Genomic DNA, 19217 nt, shown 5'->3' with positions numbered 1-19217 from the left:
CACCAACTACCGGTATGCACGAAATCCGGGATCAACTGAAATGGAAACGTTAAAAAATTGATTTGCAAGATATTTTGTTTTATATATGCAGAACCACGCAGCGATTTGTTGTGTGTATACACTATTTAAATACTGAATTATGAAACGAATGAAACTTCAGCTAGTTTTGTGCGCCCTTTTTTGTCTGTTGGGCTCACAATGGAACCATGCGCAAGTAGCCAGCGCAAATTGTTTACCGCCTTCGAATGCCTCCTGTAAATACAACAAGGCTTCCAACTCGGTCACCTTAAACTGGAGCCCTGCACCGGGAGCAACTGGATACACGGTTTATTTGTATGTAGGAGATCCGATGTGTTGTCCGAATTATCCGGGGCCTTCTTCCAGTGTTTTAATTCCTGTCGGAGGTACGTCTGTCACTATCCCGCTATCATCCTATCCGTGTTTTTCATGGAGTGTAAGAAGCGAGTGCGGCCCAAATACTTCCAGCGCATACACCAAGCAGGAATGCATGTGTGTTACTACCCAGAGCCAGCCATGCAGCACGTTTGACGGAAGTTCTCCGGCCGGAAATTGGACGGCTGTTGGGGTAACCACTGCTTACACGGATGTAAATCCGCTGGATGGTACGAATTGCTTGACTCTGGGAGACCTTTCCGGAACTTCCTATTACAGCAACTCAGTGGATTATACCAACCTGGGACAGAATTACCTGGGACAATGCCTTTGTTTTGATGTGCAGTTGGTTTACGCTTATGCAGGCGGTGGCGGACTTCCGTACAACCCTAAAATTTATCTTTCAGACGGTGTGAATACCATTGTTTTTGTTGCCAATGTAGGATTGAATCCTGGAGATGGCTGGGTAAGCGTATGTGCACCGATTGCGCATTGTGCCGGAGGAGTGCCGCCGAGCAATGCTGATGGAACATGGGTATTTGGAACACCGGGCATGACTTGTGCTGATTTTGATAATATCATAGATAACACGACTACGATTTCCATCACGCCGGAGGTAAACAGTTCTCCATCAGAAGTGAAACACTATGACAACATTTGTGTAAGAGATTGCCGGGTAGCTTGCAACAGCAATTTCACGCTGAATACTTCAATCAGTTCATCTACCGGAACTGCCAATGCTTCCGTTGTATTGGATTTTGTAAACCCGACTTCTACTTATATTGTTGATTGGGGTGACGGAACATCTTCAGGGATCGGTAGTCATACCTATGCTTCTGCGGGTTATTACAATGTGTGTGTAACGGAAATCACGGCACAACAGGAAATATGCCGTACGTGCATCCGTTTCTGTTATGAAACTGCGCAGGTAAGTACAACACCGGCTGAGAAATCCATCAATCCATCCCACGGGTTCTCCCTAAAAGATTTGGAACGAATCGCAGACGAGGAATTGAAAATGGTTCAGGTACAACAAGGATACACCATTTTACCGAATCCTGCCAAAGATTACATCCAGGTGCATACGGAGCTTTCCAAAGAAGAAACAGTTTCCATTGAACTGATCGACATGGGAGGGAAGGTACTTGCGAATAAATCCGGTGTTTATGAAGCAGGAGGACAAAAAATAGAGTTGGATACGAAGCGTATTTCAAATGGAATCTACATTTTGAAAGTACGAATCGGTGATACGGAGAAATCATCCCAGGTATCTATCGTTAAATAAATAAATCAGTAGGGACGCGATGCGTCGCGTCCCTACTGATATCAATTATAAATAAAAAAGGCGGTTCATTTGAACCGCCTTTTCTGTTATTTTCCGTGACATTGTTTGTATTTCTTGCCGCTTCCGCAAGGACAAGGATCATTCCGGCCTATTTTAGGTTCCGTTGAAACGATCGGTTGTTGTTTCTCGCGCTGCGGTGCCGAATTGCGCATAGCTTCCTCGTATCCTTCACTTCCGCTGAAACGTGGCATTTCCGTGCTGGAGGAAGTCGATTCGATCTGTGCTTTTTCGTAATTGTTTTGAGTAACATCCTGGTTAGTTGTCTGGATATCGTCCAGCTGATCTCTCGGAACGTCTGCTTTCACTAAGAATTCAACCGTTTCGTTGCTCAAACGCGCGTTCATTGCTTTAAATAGTTCGAATGATTCCAATTTGTAGATCAGCAACGGATCTTTCTGTTCGTAAACCGCTTGCTGAACAGAACTGCGTAAATCGTCCATCTCGCGCAGGTGCTCTTTCCACTCGTTGTCGATCATTCCAAGTACGATGTTGCGCTCCAGTGCACTCGGAACAGATGCTCCGTTTGATTCGTAAGCTTCTTTCAGGCTCACCACCAAAGGCATGGTTTTCACACCGTCCGTAATGATAAACTGGATGTTCTGGTATTGCGACATCGTTTCGTATACATGCTTGATCTGAGGCATGGAAATTTCAGCCAAACGATTGTTCTTGCGTGTATAATGTTCCATCACACCGTCGTAAAGGTCATTTACCAGGTCATCGTATTTCGCTGTTTTGAATTGTTCTTCGGATACCGGTGATTCCATACCGATGATACGGATCATGTCGATGTTGAAGTTTTCGAAAGAACCTCCCTGATGTGTATTTACCAATCCTTCGATCACGTCGTAGAACATATTGGAAACGTCTACACTCAAACGATCCCCGAAAAGTGCATTGCGGCGTTTTTTGTAAATCGCTTTACGTTGTGCGTTCATCACGTCATCGTATTCCAACAAACGCTTACGGATACCGAAGTTGTTTTCTTCTACTTTTTTCTGTGCACGTTCGATGGATTTCGAAACCATGCTGTGCTGGATCACTTCGCCTTCTTTCAATCCCAAACGGTCCATGATCTTTGCAATACGCTCCGAACCGAATTTACGCATCAAATCGTCCTCCAGGGAAACAAAGAAAGTAGAAGATCCCGGATCTCCCTGACGGCCCGAACGACCTCGAAGCTGTCTGTCTACACGGCGTGAATCGTGTCTTTCCGTACCGATGATCGCCAAACCTCCGGCTTCTTTCACTCCTTCACCCAATTTGATATCGGTACCACGACCGGCCATGTTCGTTGCAATTGTTACTGCTCCGGCTTTACCTGCGTCAGCTACGATTTCTGCTTCTTTCTGGTGGTATTTCGCGTTCAATACCTGGTGAGGAATGTTGCGCATTTTCAACATACGGCTCAATAGCTCGGAAATCTCTACGGTTGTTGTACCAACCAATACAGGTCTTCCTGCCTGAACCAGTTTATTCACTTCTTCAATAACCGCTGCATATTTTTCACGCGCAGTTTTGAATACCAAATCATTGTCATCCTTACGGGCAATCGGACGGTTGGTAGGAATTACCACTACGTCTAATTTGTAGATGTCCCAGAATTCTTTTGCTTCCGTTTCTGCCGTACCGGTCATACCAGCCAGTTTGTGGTACATACGGAAGTAGTTCTGAAGGGTAACTGTTGCATACGTTTGTGTTGCAGCTTCTACCGTTACATTCTCTTTTGCTTCGATCGCCTGGTGCAATCCGTCTGAATAACGGCGGCCTTCCATGATACGACCTGTAGATTCATCCACGATCTTGATCTTTCCGTCCATGATCACGTACTCCACTTCTTTTTCGAAGAGGGCGTAAGCTTTCAATAATTGGGAAACGGAATGGATACGCTCGGATTTAACCGTGTAATCGCGGATCAATACTTCTTTTTTATCTGCAAACTCTTCTTTCGGAAGGTTTTGTTTCTGCAATTGAGCGATTTCGGATGAAATATCCGGCATTACGAAGAAATTGCGGTCGTCGTTCCCGGAGATCAAATCAATTCCTTTTTCCGTTAATTCAACCGTGTTTTGTTTTTCATCGATCACGAAGAATAACTCCACGTCGATTTTCTTCATTTGTCTTCCTTGCTCGGCCATGTATTGGTTCTCCACCTTTTGCAAGTGAGACTTGATACCCGGTTCCGAAAGGAATTTATGCAATGCTTTGTTTTTAGGCAAACCTCTGTGAGCACGAAGCAAGGCAATTCCACCTTGTTCCAAAGCTGTTTTCTGGTCCATTCCTTCAACTGTTCCGCCGTTGATTACCGTCAGCAATCTTTTTGCGTCAGCCAAAGCCTGGTTTACATATTTACGCTGAGCCTCAACGATCAATTCCACACGAGGTTTCAATTCGTAGAACTCGTGCTGATCTCCTTTTGGAGTTGGCCCTGAAATAATCAATGGAGTACGTGCATCATCAATCAATACGGAATCGACCTCATCGACAATGGCAAAATGTTGTTTGCGCTGTACCAGGTCTTCCACAGCACTCGCCATGTTATCACGCAGGTAATCGAAACCGAATTCGTTGTTCGTTCCGAAAGTAATATCCGCCATGTAAGCCTCTCTGCGCGCTTCTGAATTCGGCTGGTGTTTGTCGATACAATCTACCGTTAATCCGTGGAACTGGTACAAAGGCCCCATCCACTCGGAGTCACGTTTTGCCAGGTAGTCGTTCACCGTTACTACGTGAACTCCTTTTCCTGAAAGGGCATTCAGGTAAACCGGAAGTGTTGCAACCAATGTTTTACCTTCCCCGGTTTGCATCTCGGCAATGTTTCCGCGGTGCAATACAGCTCCACCCATCAGCTGAACGTCGTAATGAACCATTACCCATTCAACGGAAGCTCCTGCAGCTGTCCATTTGTTGCTCCAGATTGCTTGATCTCCTTCAATGGTAATACCGTCTTTTCTGGTAGCAAGTGTTTTGTCCAGTTCGGTAGCAGTAACTGTAAGCTGGCCGTTTGCTGCCCAGCGTCTTGCTGTTTCTTTCACCACAGCAAATGCTTCCGGAAGGATTTCTTCCAATACCTTTTCAATGGTTTCATTGACTTCCTTCTCTTTTGCATCGATGCTTTCGTAGATTGCTTCTTTCTGATGCAAAGGCATATGAGGATCGTTCGCTTTCTTGGTCAGGTCGGCAATTTCTGCTTCCAAACCTGCAATAGCGTCCTGCACTTTCTGTTTAAACTTGGCTGTTCTACCACGTAAAGCGTCGTCAGAATCGTTCTGTAATGTGTTGAATATTTCTCCAACTTGTTGAATAACAGGTTGGTATTTTTTTTGATCAGTCGCTGACTTATCGCCTAAGATTTTCTTTAAAATTCCTCCTAACATGGTGTTTATTATAAATCGAAGCCAAAAATAATGAAATTCCCTGACGCTTCTTTAGTTATTGGTGGCTGTTCGTCATAAATTATTCCAAAATTCCGGAACGGACAAATTGTCATGCCGCATGTCTTTCAGATATACATTTGAAAGCCGGATAAACGATGAAAGGTGCTCAATTGCAGGAATAATAAGGATTCTGCCCATCTGTCACCCCGCAGTTTGTTCCGGAAAGATATCATTCCTCACAAAAATAGTTGGTAGATCAATCGGATATCTCTATTTTCGCCCCGATAATTACCTAAAAAAGATGTATGAAAAAACGTATTTTTTCTCTTTCGTTTGCTGCTATTCTTCTGGTCTCATGCAAAAAAGACTATTCCTGTACTTGTACCGACACGTATACTTACAACGGTGAAACAGAAATGGAGACTTACTCTTACCCGGTAAAAGCCGCTACGAAGAAACAGGCCCGTGCAGCATGTCATGATGTAGAGATTACCTATGATGAGACCGAGTCGGAAAAAACAGCCTGTGAACTAAAGTAAATAATGAACCCTATAAATAATAATCAATAATGAAAAAATCAATCATGGTCATTGCGCTTGCCGGAATGGCTTTAGCGTCTTGCAAAAAAGACTATTCCTGCTCTTGTACGGATACGGATATCTACAACGGTGAAACGGAAGTAACGACTTACAATTACAAAGTGGAAGGAGCTACCAAAAAACAAGCTCAGGCAGCGTGCAACGAAGCAAAAGTTTCCTATGTAGATGGCGCTGATTCTTATACCACTCAGTGTGAGTTGAGTAAATAATCATCTTCTAAAGATTTAAACTATGAAAAAATCAATATTCGCTTTAGCAGTAGCAGGAATGGCCCTGGTGTCATGCAAAAAAGACTATTCATGTACTTGTAACAGTTCCGGTGTTGACTATTATGACTCGGATTTAGATGGTACGGAAGAAGCGCATCCATATGCAAATACCTACAACATTAAAATTGAAGGTGCAAATAAAACACAGGCTGCGGCTGCATGTACTGAAGCCACTATCAAACAGCAGGATGGAATGGACACCTATGAATATACCTGTGATTTGTCTAAATAATTTCGTTACTAATTTTAAGATATGAAAAAATTAATATTCGCATTTGCATTGCTTGGAATGGCTTTAGTTTCCTGCAAAAAGGACTATTCCTGTACTTGTACGGAAACCGGAACCAATTATTATGACTCTGATTTTGATGGAGTAGATGAAGCACACCCTTATTCAAATACTTCTAACTATAAGATAGAAGGAGCTACTAAGACAGACGCTATCGCAGCTTGTAATGAAGCAAAGATTACTTCGCAGGATGGCCTGGACACTTACGAGTACAAGTGCGATCTTTCTAAATAAAAAATAAGAAACTTTCCTGGAATGCCGGTATTGTCTTTCTGACGAACCGGCATTTTTTATACCGTAAAATCAATCGGGGAATTCTGTTTGTCGGGTGTTTCATTTGGCGTAAAAGTTGTATCTTTGCGCATGCAAGAAATGATCCTTATCCTTGATTTCGGTTCGCAATACACGCAGTTGATTGCACGCCGGGTACGCGAATTAAATGTTTATTGTGAAATCCACCCGTGGAATAAAATTCCGGAATTGGGTGCACACATCAAAGGGGTAATTTTGTCAGGAAGCCCTTTCTCGACAAGAGACCCGGAATCTCCGAAACCGGACTTAAGTGCCATAAAAGGAAAGTTCCCATTGCTTGGAGTGTGTTTCGGTGCACAATACATGGCGCAGAATTTCGGAGGGGAAGTACTTCCTTCAACGATCAGGGAGTACGGACGTGCAAATCTTTCTTTTGTAGATAATTCCAATGAATTGGTGGCAGGAATGTCAACCGGTTCACAGGTTTGGATGAGTCACGGAGATACGATCAAGAATGTTCCGGATTCCTGGCAGATTATTGCATCCACCAAAGATGTTCAGGTTGCAGGATATGTGATCAAAGGAGAAACCACTTATGGGATCCAGTTCCACCCGGAAGTTTATCATTCATTGGAAGGAGCAATCTTACTGAGAAACTTTATCGTAGAAATTTGCGGCTGTTCTCAAAACTGGACACCGGATTCATTTGTAGAAAGCACCGTTGCAGAATTAAGAGAAAAGTTGGGGAACGATAAAGTGATCCTGGGACTTTCCGGAGGAGTGGATTCTTCGGTAGCTGCCATGTTGCTTCACAAAGCAATCGGGGATCGTTTGCACTGCATTTTCGTAGATAACGGATTGTTGCGTAAAAATGAGTTCAATTCCGTTTTGGAAAGCTATAAAGGATTAGGATTGAATGTAAAAGGAGTAGACGCTTCACAGGACTTTTATGCGGCGCTTTCCGGATTGACAGACCCGGAATTGAAGCGCAAGGCAATCGGAAAAGTTTTCGTGGACGTTTTTGATGCCGAATCCAAATTGGTAACGGATGCAAAATGGCTCGGGCAGGGAACCATTTACCCGGATGTGATCGAATCGGTTTCCGTAAACGGAGGACCGTCCCAAACCATCAAATCGCACCACAACGTAGGCGGTTTGCCGGATTATATGAAATTACAGGTTGTTGAGCCTTTGAGATTGTTGTTCAAGGATGAGGTAAGACGTGTCGGAAGATCATTGGATCTGCCGGAAAACATCCTGAACAGGCATCCTTTCCCGGGACCGGGATTGGGAATCCGTATTTTGGGAGAAGTTACTGCAGAAAAAGTGCGTATTTTACAGGAAGTGGATGCCATTTTCATTGATGGATTAAAAGAACACGGTTTGTACAACGACGTTTGGCAGGCAGGAGCGATTTTCTTACCGATCCAGTCCGTTGGAGTAATGGGAGATGAAAGAACCTATGAAAATGCGGTTGCTTTGAGAGCTGTAAGTTCTACGGATGGTATGACAGCGGATTGGTGTCATTTACCGTACGAATTTTTGGCCCTGATCTCCAATAAAATTATTAACCAGGTAAAAGGAATTAACCGTGTCACTTACGATATCAGTTCCAAACCGCCTGCAACCATCGAGTGGGAATAATACACGTTTAAAAAGTTTCAACGTTTAAACAATTGAACCTTTTGAACGCTTGAACATTTTAAACAGTTGAACATATTTAATATTATGAAGTACTTCATTTTTCTTTGTTTACTTGTTTTTTCCAAAGGAATGTTTGCCCAGGTCGATAGCAAAGACTGGGTTTACGAATATTCCAACGGGAAGAAGTATGCAGTTCACATTGCCCAGGCCGGAAACACCTTGTGGGGAATTCACACCACTTACAACGTTACGGTAGAGGATATAGTTGCCGCGAACCCCGGAATTGAAAAAGGGGTGAAAGAAGGATTCCGTTACCTGATCCCAATGGGAGGTGCGGATATGAAAGTTCAAAGCGGTACGATTGTACGTGAGCATACCGTTGAAAAAGGAGAAACAGCCTTTTCGGTTGCGAAAAAATACAATTCTTCCGTAGACGACTTGTTAAAGTACAACCCAGGAATTGACAAAGGACTGAAGGTAGGGCAGGTGCTGAAAGTGGTCGTTGCTCCGACATCTGAAGCTGCAACGCCCAAAGTGGAAGATAAACCGAAAGTAACGCCTCCTTCGGTAACATTTACAGATACGGTCCTGGTTTATGAAGTAAAAGCAAGCGAAACGTTATATACGATTTCAAAACGTTTCATGGTTCCTGTCAGCGACCTTCAGAAATTCAATAACCTGAAGTCAACGACCATCAAACCGGGAGATGTTTTAAGAATCCCGCTGAAAAAGGAAAATGTAAAACCGGTTCCGATCCGCGAAGTAAAACCGAAAGAGGAAGTCCGGAAAATAGACGAAGAACTGATCTTCAAATCCAAGACGAAATACAACATTGCTGTTTTACTGAGTTTCGGATTGAATGATAAGTCCGGGAATTCCGCTTTGAAAAACCTGGCAACAGAGTTTTACATGGGAGTTGAACTGGCTGCGGATTCGCTGGAAAAACTGGGATTTGATGCAACGATCAAAGTGGTAGATATTCCGTTGGATTCCGTGGGCATCATGAAGATTTTGAACACATCGGAAATGAAAGGAATGGACCTGATATTCGGGCCATTGGTACCGCAAAGTGCAGATATCGTAGGAAGATGGTGCGGACAGCAAAAGATTCGCATGGTTTGCCCTTCGGCTTGTAATAGCTCTTTATTGAAGAACAACCCGTATATCTACGCATCGGTAACGTCAGACATGACACAGCAGGAAGTATTGGCGAAATACACGATCGATAAGTTTAAAACAGCGCAGATTATCCTGGTAAATCCCGGAAATACAAAAGACCAGGATTTATTCGATGCTTACAGAAAACGCTTCATCGAATTGTCCAAGAAAAGCGGCAATATCAAGCTGATCGAGGCAAAAATGTCTGATTTCACCACATACATTCGAAAAACAGGTGAATCGGTGGTGGTTTTCCCTTCACGCGATAAAGGACACGTAATCAGTTTTATCAATTCACTGCACAAAGCGGTCGGGAAAGCCCCGAATGCAGATGTAACCGTTCTTGGTGTGAAGGAATGGGCTGGTTTTGATGATGTTTCCGGATACTACAAAACGAAATACAAAATTACCTGGGCTTCTTCCAGTGATTTAAATTATTCCCTGCCGGATACACAGGCATTGCTTCGTTTGTACCGCAAGAAATACCGCGCGGATATGAATAAGCCCGGAGCGCATGGATTTGATGTGGTTTATTACTTTGTGAAAACCTTATTGATGAAAGAAGATGTTCCGAGTGAAGTAATCAACGCATTTGATCTGAAGGCAGCTGTGCCGGGCGGAGGATATGAAAATCAATCGTGTTTCATTCTGACACACGTAGACTATGAATTAATTCGAGTGGGAGTTTTCTATGAATAAGGAAACAATCGGGCAAGAGTTTCGCGCACTGCAACTCTTTATCTGCAATGAATTGGAACGCGTTGACGGAACCGGAAAATTTTCGGAAGACGCATGGGAACGAACTGAAGGTGGTGGGGGAAAAACACGGACTATCCGCAACGGTTCGGTCATAGAGAAAGGCGGAGTAGCTTTTTCGGAGGTGTATGGGCCTGTTTCCAACGAAATGAAAACCCAGCTGAAGATGGAAGGAAACCAGTTCTATGCAACGGGAGTTTCCATCGTTCTGCATCCGAATAATCCGCACGTTCCGATCATTCATATGAATGTGCGTTATTTTGAATTGGATAACGGAATTCACTGGTTTGGAGGTGGAATTGATTTGACACCACACTATGTTATTCACGAACAGGCTGTTTCGTTTCATCACAAATTGAGAACGGTTTGTAACAAATACGACGAATCATTCTACCCGAAATTCAAAGAATGGGCAGACGAGTACTTTTACCTGCCTCATCGTTCCGAAACGCGCGGAGTAGGAGGGATTTTCTTCGACCATTTGAATAATCATTTCCAGTTGAATAAAGAACAACTGTTCCGTTTCTGCATCGATTTGGGTCAAAGTTTCCCCTTTCTGTATGAAGAACAGGTTGAATTGGGCAAGAACAAGGCCGTTTCGGATGCTGAAAAGCAGTGGATGAATTACCGGAGAGCACGTTATGCGGAGTTTAACCTGGCATTCGACAGGGGAACCAAATTCGGCTTGTATTCCGGTGGAAGAACAGAGTCGATCTTAATGAGTATGCCGCCCATTGCCGAATGGGAGTACAATTACCAGCCTGCACCGGATTCCCCGGAAGCGAAGACACTCGCTTATTTGAAGGAAAAACACAGGTATTTATAATTGAAAATCATTGAAAAGCGTAGGGACGCGATGCTTCGCGTCCCTACGAAATTTATATTCCAACGATCAAATTCTGTATGTTTTAAAATTAAAGCATTTACCTGTTCTGTGTAAATATCTTTAAGATTCCTTCAATACCTGTTATTTTTAACAGAACGAATTTCATTTAGAGGCAACTATCGGTTCTTTCTTCCGTAACTTTGACGTATCAATTAATGATTTATTAAATGATTGTGAAGAAGAATTTTGTTAAGCTGACACTGCTCAGCTTACTACTTATATCCGGTGCTGCATTTTCCCAACTACAACCTGCATGTCCCAATGCCAATTTCGCCCAGGGCGGATTTAATAACTGGACCGGTTTCACGGGGAATTTAGTTACTCCAATCGCATCAATACCTGTGGTTTGGGATCCTTTTCAGGTAAACGGGGTAGTATCCGGAAGACACACAATCATTACTTCCGGTGGTGTTGATCCATACACTTGCGGAGGATTGCAAATCCTTCCGACGGGATCATTTGTTGTTGCCCGTTTGGGGAATGACGGCACAGGAGCCGAATGTGAGGCAATGCGTTATACATTGAATGTAAGCACTGATAATGCTTTGCTGACATATAAATATGCGGTTGTTACGAGTAGTATAGCAGGAATACCTCATTCTGCTGAAGAACAACCGGGATTAAAGATCCGGATTACGGACCAGTCAGGAAATATTGTGGGTGGAGGCTGTGGAGCATATGATGTATACAGCGGTCAGCCGGGACAAAATTTCCAGGTTTGTCCAATGGGAGGAGATGATATTAACTGGTTGAACTGGTCTACTGCGGTTTTGGATCTTAGTCCATATATCGGTCAGGCAGTTCAGGTTGAATTTGTAACCAATGATTGTTCCCAATCCGGGCATTTCGGGTATGCGTATGTAACCATGAGTTGTCAGCCTTTGGAATTGACGGTTCAGTATTGCGAAGGAGCCAACAATGCGGTATTGACTGCTCCAACCGGTTTTAATCAGTACGCATGGAGCACGGGAGCAACCAGCCCTTCGATCACCGTACCAAATCCGGTTACGGGATCCACTTATTCCTGCACGCTGACAACGATTACCAATTTCGGGTCTTGTTCGGCACAGGTAGATGTAGAAGTAGAACCAACCGTTATTGTTCCGAATTACACGTATACGCAGGCCTGTGGACAGCTGAATGTGCAGTTTACCAATACATCGACCGTCAATAACAACAACATTGTAGCCAACATGTGGAATTTCGGTGATAATTCCACCTCTCCGCAATCCAGTCCGAACCATACGTATGCCACACCGGGTGTCTACACTGTGAGACTGGTTACTTACGAAACTGCCGGTTGCCGGGATACGATTATTCAGCAGGTAACAGTTAAATCCATTCCTACCGCTGATTTTAGTGCTCCGAACACCTGTATGCTGGCTCCGGTAACGTTTACCAATGCCTCAACGGATTTGATCAATCAAACAATGACCTACAGCTGGGATTTCGGGGATGGAACTCCTTTGGAAACAGCTTCCAATCCGACACATATTTATCAAAATGCAGGAACTTATACGATCACTTTGATCGCGACTAACCAGGACGGTTGTACACACACGCGGGTAAGAACCATTACGGTTTATCCGCTTCCGCCGGTTGAAGCCGGCGTGGATCAGCAGCTTTGTCCTTACACACCCATGACGTTGAATGGTTCGGGAGCAATTTCCTATACCTGGAATAACGGCGCAGTGAACGCAACTCCGTTTATACCTTCCGTTGACGGGAAATACATCGTGTGGGGAACAGACGCAAACGGTTGTATCAACAAAGATTCACTGATGGTCACATTCCTGCCTTCACCGGCTGTTTCTGCCGGACCGGATGTGACCGTTTGTGAGAATACCTCCGTTACATTTACCGGAACGGGAACGGCAACCAGCTATACCTGGAATAACGGAATCACGGACGGACAAGCTTACACGCCTGCAGTCGGGACCTATCAGGTTGTCGTGCACGGTTACGATGCTTCGAATTGTTTCGGTCTGGATACTGCTGTTTTGGTGGTAAATCCATTGCCGAATGTCAATGCCGGCCCGGACCAGATCATTTGCCAGGGATCGGCTACAACGCTTGCAGGTTCAGGCGCTGTTTCTTACGATTGGGACAATGGAATCACGGATAACGTTCCGTTTTCACCGGTAAGTGATTTGACCTATACCGTTACAGGAACCTCTGCCTTAGGCTGTACAAATACCGACCAGGTAATTGTTTCCATTGAAGCACCAGTCATTTTTGACATTACCACCGGTTTGGAACCTGCCTGTGAACCACATACGGCAATGATCTTTAACCATTCTACCGGAACACCGAGTGTCAACACCCAATGGGTTTTCGGAGACGGAAATACCTTGTCTAGTACCAATGATACGGTTACAAATCTTTACGAAAACCAGGGATGTTTCGATTTGAGCATTACTTCGACAACTGCTTTGGGATGTTTCTGGTCGCAAACTTACACGAGTTTTATCTGTGTTTACCCGAATCCGCATGCGAATTTCACGGCGAACCCGGGAGTTATTTCCGTCATTGCTCCTGAATCTGACCTGATCAACTCATCTACAGGTGCTACACAGTACATCTGGGATTTCGGAGATGGAACGGAAATTTCCAATGAATTCAGTCCTACACATACATTTGTAGTTGAACCGGAGCAAAATTTCTCCGTTACATTGGTTGCTATTTCCGAACATGGGTGTGTAGATTCAATTACGAAGGTGATATTAATGGAAAAAGGTGTAATTTTGTATGCACCGAATTCATTTACACCGGACGGGAACCAATACAACCCGGTTTTCCTTCCGATTGTTACTTCGGGAGTAGATAAGAATCAATACGAATTAGAGGTCTTCAACCGTTGGGGTGAAATCGTTTTCAGTACGACAGACACCGAAGAAGGTTGGGACGGTACATATAAAGGAATTGCTTGTAAGGAAGGAATGTATTCGTGGAAAATCACGTACAAGACTTCATCAAGTGATGAAAAAAGGGAGCAATTAGGACACGTCAATTTATTGCGTTAATGATTCACTACCGCTTAACAAATCCGGATGATTTGTTTAATAAAATTCAAACCCAGTAAGAAAGGGAGTCCAATCAGGCTCCCTTTCTTCTTTTTAGTTCTTCTTTGATTAATTTCAGTTCCCGGCCGGTTTGACCTTTTACGGACGTGTTTTCATCCGCTCTTCGGAACAAATAAGGGATTACTTCTTTCACAGGGCCATAAGGAACGTATTTCGCTACGTTGAACCCGTTGGAAGCCAGTGTATAGGAAATATGATCGCTCATTCCCAACAATTGGGCGAAGTAAATGCGTTTATCCGTTTTGTCGATTCCTTTCTTTTCGATCAGATCGGCTAAATAAGCAGAAGAATGTTCGTTGTGCGAACCTGCACATAAAGCCATTTGTGAGTAGTTCTCAGGTTCTGTCAAAAACTCCAGTGCTTTGTCGTAATCCGCGTCACAAGTTTGCTTATCCGGTTGAATCGGAGACGGGTAATTGTTTTCCGCCGCTCTTTTTCGTTCTTTTTCCATGTATGCTCCGCGAACAAGCTTCACACCGTATTGAATGTTTTCTGCTTTTGCCCAGGCAATGCTGTCTTTTAAGAATGCCAAACGGTCATGGCGGTACATTTGCACCGTATTGAATACGATTGCGCGCTCCTTGTTGTATTTCAGCATCATTTCGTGACAGATCCGGTCGATTACATCCTGGATCCAGCTTTCTTCCGCGTCTATAAATACGGGAACATCTGCATCGAATGCCGCTTTACAGATGCGGTCAACGCGTTCTACGGTTTCGTGGTATTCTTTCAGGTCACTTTCCGAAATGTGATCTGTACCTGCATTGGTCAATTCCAGCAACCCGAAGCGTGAAATTCCGGTTACTTTGAAAACCGCGAACGGAATTCCCGAATTGCCTTTTGCTTTATGAATCGTAGCGATGATCTCTTTGGTGGTGTACTCGAAATCTTCCGCGCTGGTTTTACCTTCTACGGAATAATCCAGGATCGTTCCTACATGGTGTTTCCACATGGTATCAATCGTCGAAGTACATTCTTCAATCGTTTCTCCGCCGCAGAACTGAGCAAAGATGGTAGACTTGATCATTCCTTTAATAGGAAGACCGATATTCAACCCAAAACGCGTCAATCCTTTTCCGGATTTTACCAGGAAAGGACTAGCCATGACGGAAAAAAGAAAATGTGCCCGTTTCAAATCCTTATCGGACTTGTGTTTGAACGCAATTTCTGTGTTATTAAAAGATATCATGGGGCAAAATTAATCGCTTTCCAGTATTTTTGTTCACCTTTAAACTGAATTTATTTGTTACATCCTTGAAATTGGCGTTTTGAAAAAAATAAAATGTAATTCTTATACCGTAGAAGTAGGTAATCTGGAGCTTTCTTCGTTTCCTGCACTCTTGCAGGAGTCTTACAAAGATGTCCGGAAAGTGATCGTGGTGGATGAGAATACACACGATTTTTGCCTGGAGTATCTCCTGACTTCTTTCCCTACACTCGAAGATGCTGAAGTAATCCTGTTGCCGACCGGTGAGGAGAATAAAGTGATGGAAGTTTGTTTCCAGGTCCTGGAAGCGCTTTCCGATTATGGTATTGTCCGTTCCGACCTGGTGATCACACTGGGTGGCGGAGTAGTAAGTGATATGGGCGGTTTCATCGCTTCTATTTATAAAAGAGGATTGCCTTGTATTCACATCCCGACTTCTTTGATGGGGATGGTGGACGCAGCTATCGGTGGAAAAACGGGCATTGACCTGGGAAATTTAAAGAACCAGATAGGAACATTTTACGATCCGGTAGCTATCTATGTGGATCAGCGCTTTTTGGCAAGCCTGCCGGAAGAAGAATGGAGAAGCGGTTTTGCAGAAGTCCTGAAACATGCATTGATAGCTGATAAAAAAGAATGGGAAAGACTCATTTCCAGTAAGCAGGATGAATTGTTTTCGGAGGCAAACGTGAAAAAGATCCTGGAAAAATCGATCGCTGTCAAAGCGAAAGTCGTTACCGAAGATCCTCTGGAAAAAGGCAGTCGTAAATCCCTGAACTTTGGACATACGATCGGACATGCGATTGAAGGTTATTACCTGGAATTAAACCCGATGTCACACGGAAACAGCATTGCACTGGGAATGATTGCCGAAGCCTATTTGTCGAACGAGAAAGGAACACTTCCGATCGAAGAACTGAATGAAATTGTCCAGGTGATGATGGCTTTATATCCGTGTCCGGAAGATTTGCTGACCGGAGTAGGAGTGATGCTGGAATTGGTGAAGAACGACAAGAAAAATGACCAGCAAGGTGTTCGCACTTGTTTTTTGAATAAAATCGGGGAATGTTCCTGGAATCATCTGATCGATGAAAACGATATCAAAGCGGCTTTTAATTATCTGTACCAGGCTTATTATAAAAATTAAATCCAGTGGGCATGCGATTAATCGCGTGCCCACCGGATTTTTATTTCTTCAATTCCAATAACTTCGATTTGATCTTTTCCAATTTATCGATCAGTACCTCGTTCTGGTTGCTGTGATTTGCTTCGGAAGTGGCTTTATCGACTGATTTCAGGGCTTTTTTTGCGCCGTCGAGCGTATATCCCTGTTCTTTTACCAGTTGATAAATCTTGTTAAAATGCTCAATGTCTTTGACTGTAAATAACCGATTTCCCTTTTTATTTTTTTTCGGTTGAATCACGGTGAATTCTTTCTCCCAAAACCTTATTAAAGAAGTGTTTACATCAAATATGGCAGCAACCTCTCCGATGGAGTAGTACAACTTGGTTAATGCGATATTTTCTAATTTACTCACTGCCAACTATTTTGATTCTGTGAAAATAATGATAATTTTGCACCGTCAGAAATATTATGTCTTTAAAAACTTACATATTTTCGATAGCTGTTGTTCTAATGAGCACCGCGGTACAAGCGCAAACAGCTACAGGTTCTTTACCTCAAAAGAGTCCGGTGTCTTCGGATACCCTCTCGAAGCAGGCTGCAGCATCAGCTTCTTCCGCTCTTGATACTGCGCCGAAAATCAATAAACAGGTAGAAGAAATCATTCAATTCGCAAAAAAATTCCTCGGAACTCCCTACCATTATGCAGGTTCTACACCGTCCGGTTTTGATTGCAGCGGATTCATTTACTACGTCATGGGTAATTTCGGAATGCGCCTTTCGCGTTCAAGCCCCGGATTGGCTGAATTTGGAAAAACCGTTAAATTATCGGAGTTACAACCGGGAGATTTGATGTTCTTCAAAGGAAGAAGTACGCGTTCGGCTGGTGTGGGTCACGTTGCCATGGTGGTTGAAGTGAAAGACGGGGTGATCAAGTTTATTCACAGTTCTACTTCCCGCGGGGTTATTATCGACACGTTCAATAACAGTGGTTATTACGTTCCGCGCTATTTAAAATCCAAACGTTTGGATTACGGAGGCATCGCTCCGAAAAATTAATGCTTCGCTTTCTTCGTTTTCAAATGCCAGAGCAGGTAAAGAATGCATAAAAAAGCCATTCCCGCGCCGAATAAAAATACATTCCAGATCGATTCCAGGTTGTTTTGGTACCACAAATTGGTCGATAAAGCACCGCTTAGCACTCCGAACTCCAAAGCAATAAACATCGTTCCGGTTCCTCTGCCGCGCCGGTTCTTAGCTGAAAGGTCTGCTGTCCAGGCAAAAATAGTCGGGGAAATAATACCGGTAGCAATCCCGAAAATGATCGAAGAAACGTAATACCAGCCTTCTGTTTTTGACAGCCCGATCAATACCATTGCCACGCACAATATCACCATTCCGGCCACAAGCGTTTCCCTGCGCCCGTAAGTATCAGACACTTTACCGGTTACCAAACGTATCAGGATGGTAGCCATGACATAAAAAATAAAAAATGCACCCTTGTTTTCAATGTGCAGATGTTCCGAGATATCCGGCGACAGCACAAGGATAATTCCCGAACAAATAGCTGAAAGGAACATGACGATTGCAACCGGGATTACACTGGGTTCGATAATTTCGTCCGCTTGAATACGCAGATGCTTCCATTGGAATTTGGATGGTTTTGCCAGCGTCTCTTTTACGTTGAAATACAGGATATAAGACAAGGCCGTAAATAATGCGGCGGTGAAAAACAAAGCGTCCCGGTTCCCGATTTCCACTATGAAACTGGAAAGTCCCTGTCCGAGTCCCATCCCGATTGAAATAAACGTTCCCCATAATCCCATTCCGAACCCGCGTTTGTCTTCCGAGAGAATGTCAGTAATCAAAGCAGTTGCACCTGTAGGATAGAATCCTACGCTGAAACCGTGAAGGAAACGGAGTGTCAGTAAAAACCAGGCGGCAAATGCAAAAGAATACAGCGAACATACTACCACCGAAAACAGCAATCCAATTAACATCACTTTTTTGCGGCCGATAATATCTGAAAGTTTCCCTGAAAATGGTCGGGAAAATCCTGCTGAAATGGTAAATAATCCGATGATGAGTCCTTTTAAACCCGGAGAACCCAGGTCTGTTAAAAACGCGTTCATTTCCGGAATTACACAATTGTAACTCGTAGTGAAAAGAAGCATGGAGAAGCTTAATTTCCAAAAGTTGGAACTATACGTTTTCAAGATAGCGCAAAATTAATCAAACTCTTTTGGTTGAAGGGGCAATCCGGAAACTAAAACGTTCCGTATTTTTGATAAAAAGAAATGAACATGAAAGAAGCCACATTAGGTGCAGGATGTTTTTGGTGCATTGAGGCCTGTTACAAGGATTTGAAAGGCGTTATTTCCGTGACTTCCGGGTATGCCGGCGGACATGTGGATAATCCCACTTACAAACAAATATGTAACGGAGATACCGGTCATGCCGAAGTAGCACGTGTTGTTTACGATGAATCGCAGATCTCGTTTGATGAATTGCTGGAGGTGTTTTGGTTTGTTCATGATCCGACGCAGTTGAACCGTCAGGGAAATGATATCGGAACACAATACCGTTCGGTGATTTTCTACCACGATGCGGAACAAAAGGAGAAGGCTTTGGCTTATAAAGCGAAATTAACGGAAGAACATGTTTGGGAAAATCCCATCGTTACGGAAATTTCACCGATCTCGAATTATTTTCCGGCAGAAGATTATCATCAGAATTACCTGGAACTGAATCCGGGGAATGCATATTGCCAGGCGGTGGTAAGACCGAAATACGAGAAATTCAAAAAGGTGTTTGCCGACAGATTAAAATAAATCAT

General features: G+C 43.6%; 16 protein-coding genes. 12 read left to right on the top strand and 4 right to left on the bottom strand.

The features are described from left to right. Positions 1-148 precede the first annotated feature (148 nt). The gene (locus tag ABDW02_RS09055) at positions 149-1678 is read left to right on the top strand and encodes a T9SS type A sorting domain-containing protein (RefSeq protein ID WP_343634222.1); all 1530 of its coding nucleotides are present in this window, start codon (positions 149-151) and stop codon (positions 1676-1678) included. Between the two features lie 86 nt (positions 1679-1764). Here ABDW02_RS09055 and secA read toward each other — a convergent pair whose 3' ends face one another. After that, a complete protein-coding gene (secA, locus tag ABDW02_RS09050) occupies positions 1765-5115 on the bottom strand; it encodes a preprotein translocase subunit SecA (protein WP_343634221.1) in 3351 nt (1116 codons plus the stop codon). Between the two features lie 305 nt (positions 5116-5420). Here secA and ABDW02_RS09045 point away from each other — a divergent pair, with 305 nt between their 5' ends. From ABDW02_RS09045 to ABDW02_RS09010, 8 genes are all read left to right on the top strand, one after another. Then, positions 5421-5654 carry a hypothetical protein gene (locus tag ABDW02_RS09045; RefSeq protein ID WP_343634220.1) on the top strand — a complete coding sequence of 78 codons (234 nt, stop codon included), beginning with the start codon at positions 5421-5423 and terminating at the stop codon, positions 5652-5654. 29 nt (positions 5655-5683) lie between these two features. Then, the gene (locus tag ABDW02_RS09040) at positions 5684-5923 is read left to right on the top strand and encodes a hypothetical protein (RefSeq protein ID WP_343634219.1); all 240 of its coding nucleotides are present in this window, start codon (positions 5684-5686) and stop codon (positions 5921-5923) included. A gap of 22 nt (positions 5924-5945) precedes the next feature. Further along, positions 5946-6215 (top strand): hypothetical protein, encoded by a 270-nt coding sequence (locus tag ABDW02_RS09035; protein WP_343634218.1) that lies wholly within the window; start codon positions 5946-5948, stop codon positions 6213-6215. Positions 6216-6236: 21 nt separating this feature from the next. Beyond that, positions 6237-6506, top strand: a complete 270-nt coding sequence (locus tag ABDW02_RS09030) for a hypothetical protein (protein ID WP_343634217.1) — start codon at positions 6237-6239, stop codon at positions 6504-6506. Between the two features lie 129 nt (positions 6507-6635). Continuing rightward, positions 6636-8168, top strand: a complete 1533-nt coding sequence (guaA, locus tag ABDW02_RS09025; RefSeq protein ID WP_343634216.1) for a glutamine-hydrolyzing GMP synthase — start codon at positions 6636-6638, stop codon at positions 8166-8168. Positions 8169-8252: 84 nt separating this feature from the next. Beyond that, on the top strand, positions 8253-10025 hold the full coding sequence (locus tag ABDW02_RS09020) for a LysM peptidoglycan-binding domain-containing protein (protein WP_343634215.1): 1773 nt from the start codon (positions 8253-8255) through the stop codon (positions 10023-10025). Further along, positions 10018-10908: an oxygen-dependent coproporphyrinogen oxidase gene (gene hemF / locus ABDW02_RS09015; RefSeq protein ID WP_343634214.1), complete on the top strand. Its 891-nt coding sequence runs from the start codon at positions 10018-10020 to the stop codon at positions 10906-10908. The genes ABDW02_RS09020 and hemF overlap by 8 nt, the downstream gene beginning before the upstream one ends. A 233-nt stretch (positions 10909-11141) precedes the next feature. After that, positions 11142-13991: a PKD domain-containing protein gene (locus tag ABDW02_RS09010; protein WP_343634213.1), complete on the top strand. Its 2850-nt coding sequence runs from the start codon at positions 11142-11144 to the stop codon at positions 13989-13991. A gap of 73 nt (positions 13992-14064) precedes the next feature. Here ABDW02_RS09010 and ABDW02_RS09005 read toward each other — a convergent pair whose 3' ends face one another. Further along, positions 14065-15240: a proline dehydrogenase family protein gene (locus ABDW02_RS09005; RefSeq protein WP_343634212.1), complete on the bottom strand. Its 1176-nt coding sequence runs from the start codon at positions 15238-15240 to the stop codon at positions 14065-14067. A gap of 79 nt (positions 15241-15319) precedes the next feature. Here ABDW02_RS09005 and aroB point away from each other — a divergent pair, with 79 nt between their 5' ends. Beyond that, positions 15320-16405, top strand: a complete 1086-nt coding sequence (gene aroB / locus ABDW02_RS09000; RefSeq protein WP_343634211.1) for a 3-dehydroquinate synthase — start codon at positions 15320-15322, stop codon at positions 16403-16405. A gap of 40 nt (positions 16406-16445) precedes the next feature. On the opposite strand, the gene ABDW02_RS08995 is transcribed toward aroB, so the two are convergent. Beyond that, positions 16446-16796: a MerR family transcriptional regulator gene (locus ABDW02_RS08995; RefSeq protein WP_343634210.1), complete on the bottom strand. Its 351-nt coding sequence runs from the start codon at positions 16794-16796 to the stop codon at positions 16446-16448. A gap of 98 nt (positions 16797-16894) precedes the next feature. Here ABDW02_RS08995 and ABDW02_RS08990 point away from each other — a divergent pair, with 98 nt between their 5' ends. Beyond that, complete coding sequence (locus ABDW02_RS08990) at positions 16895-17440, top strand: C40 family peptidase (RefSeq protein ID WP_343634209.1); 546 nt, start codon at positions 16895-16897, stop codon at positions 17438-17440. On the opposite strand, the gene ABDW02_RS08985 is transcribed toward ABDW02_RS08990, so the two are convergent. Then, positions 17437-18597 carry an MFS transporter gene (locus ABDW02_RS08985; protein WP_343634208.1) on the bottom strand — a complete coding sequence of 387 codons (1161 nt, stop codon included), beginning with the start codon at positions 18595-18597 and terminating at the stop codon, positions 17437-17439. The two genes, ABDW02_RS08990 and ABDW02_RS08985, sit on opposite strands and share 4 nt — an antisense overlap. Positions 18598-18684: 87 nt before the next feature. Between ABDW02_RS08985 and msrA the strand changes: the two genes are divergently transcribed. Then, positions 18685-19212: a peptide-methionine (S)-S-oxide reductase MsrA gene (gene msrA / locus ABDW02_RS08980; RefSeq protein ID WP_343634207.1), complete on the top strand. Its 528-nt coding sequence runs from the start codon at positions 18685-18687 to the stop codon at positions 19210-19212. Positions 19213-19217: the final 5 nt, after the last annotated feature.

Origin of the sequence: Fluviicola sp., assembly GCF_039596395.1 — a bacterium.
Taxonomy (GTDB): domain Bacteria; phylum Bacteroidota; class Bacteroidia; order Flavobacteriales_D; family Crocinitomicaceae; genus Fluviicola.
Note: the sequence above shows the minus strand (reverse complement) of the source record. Positions and strands in the feature narration are given on the sequence as shown.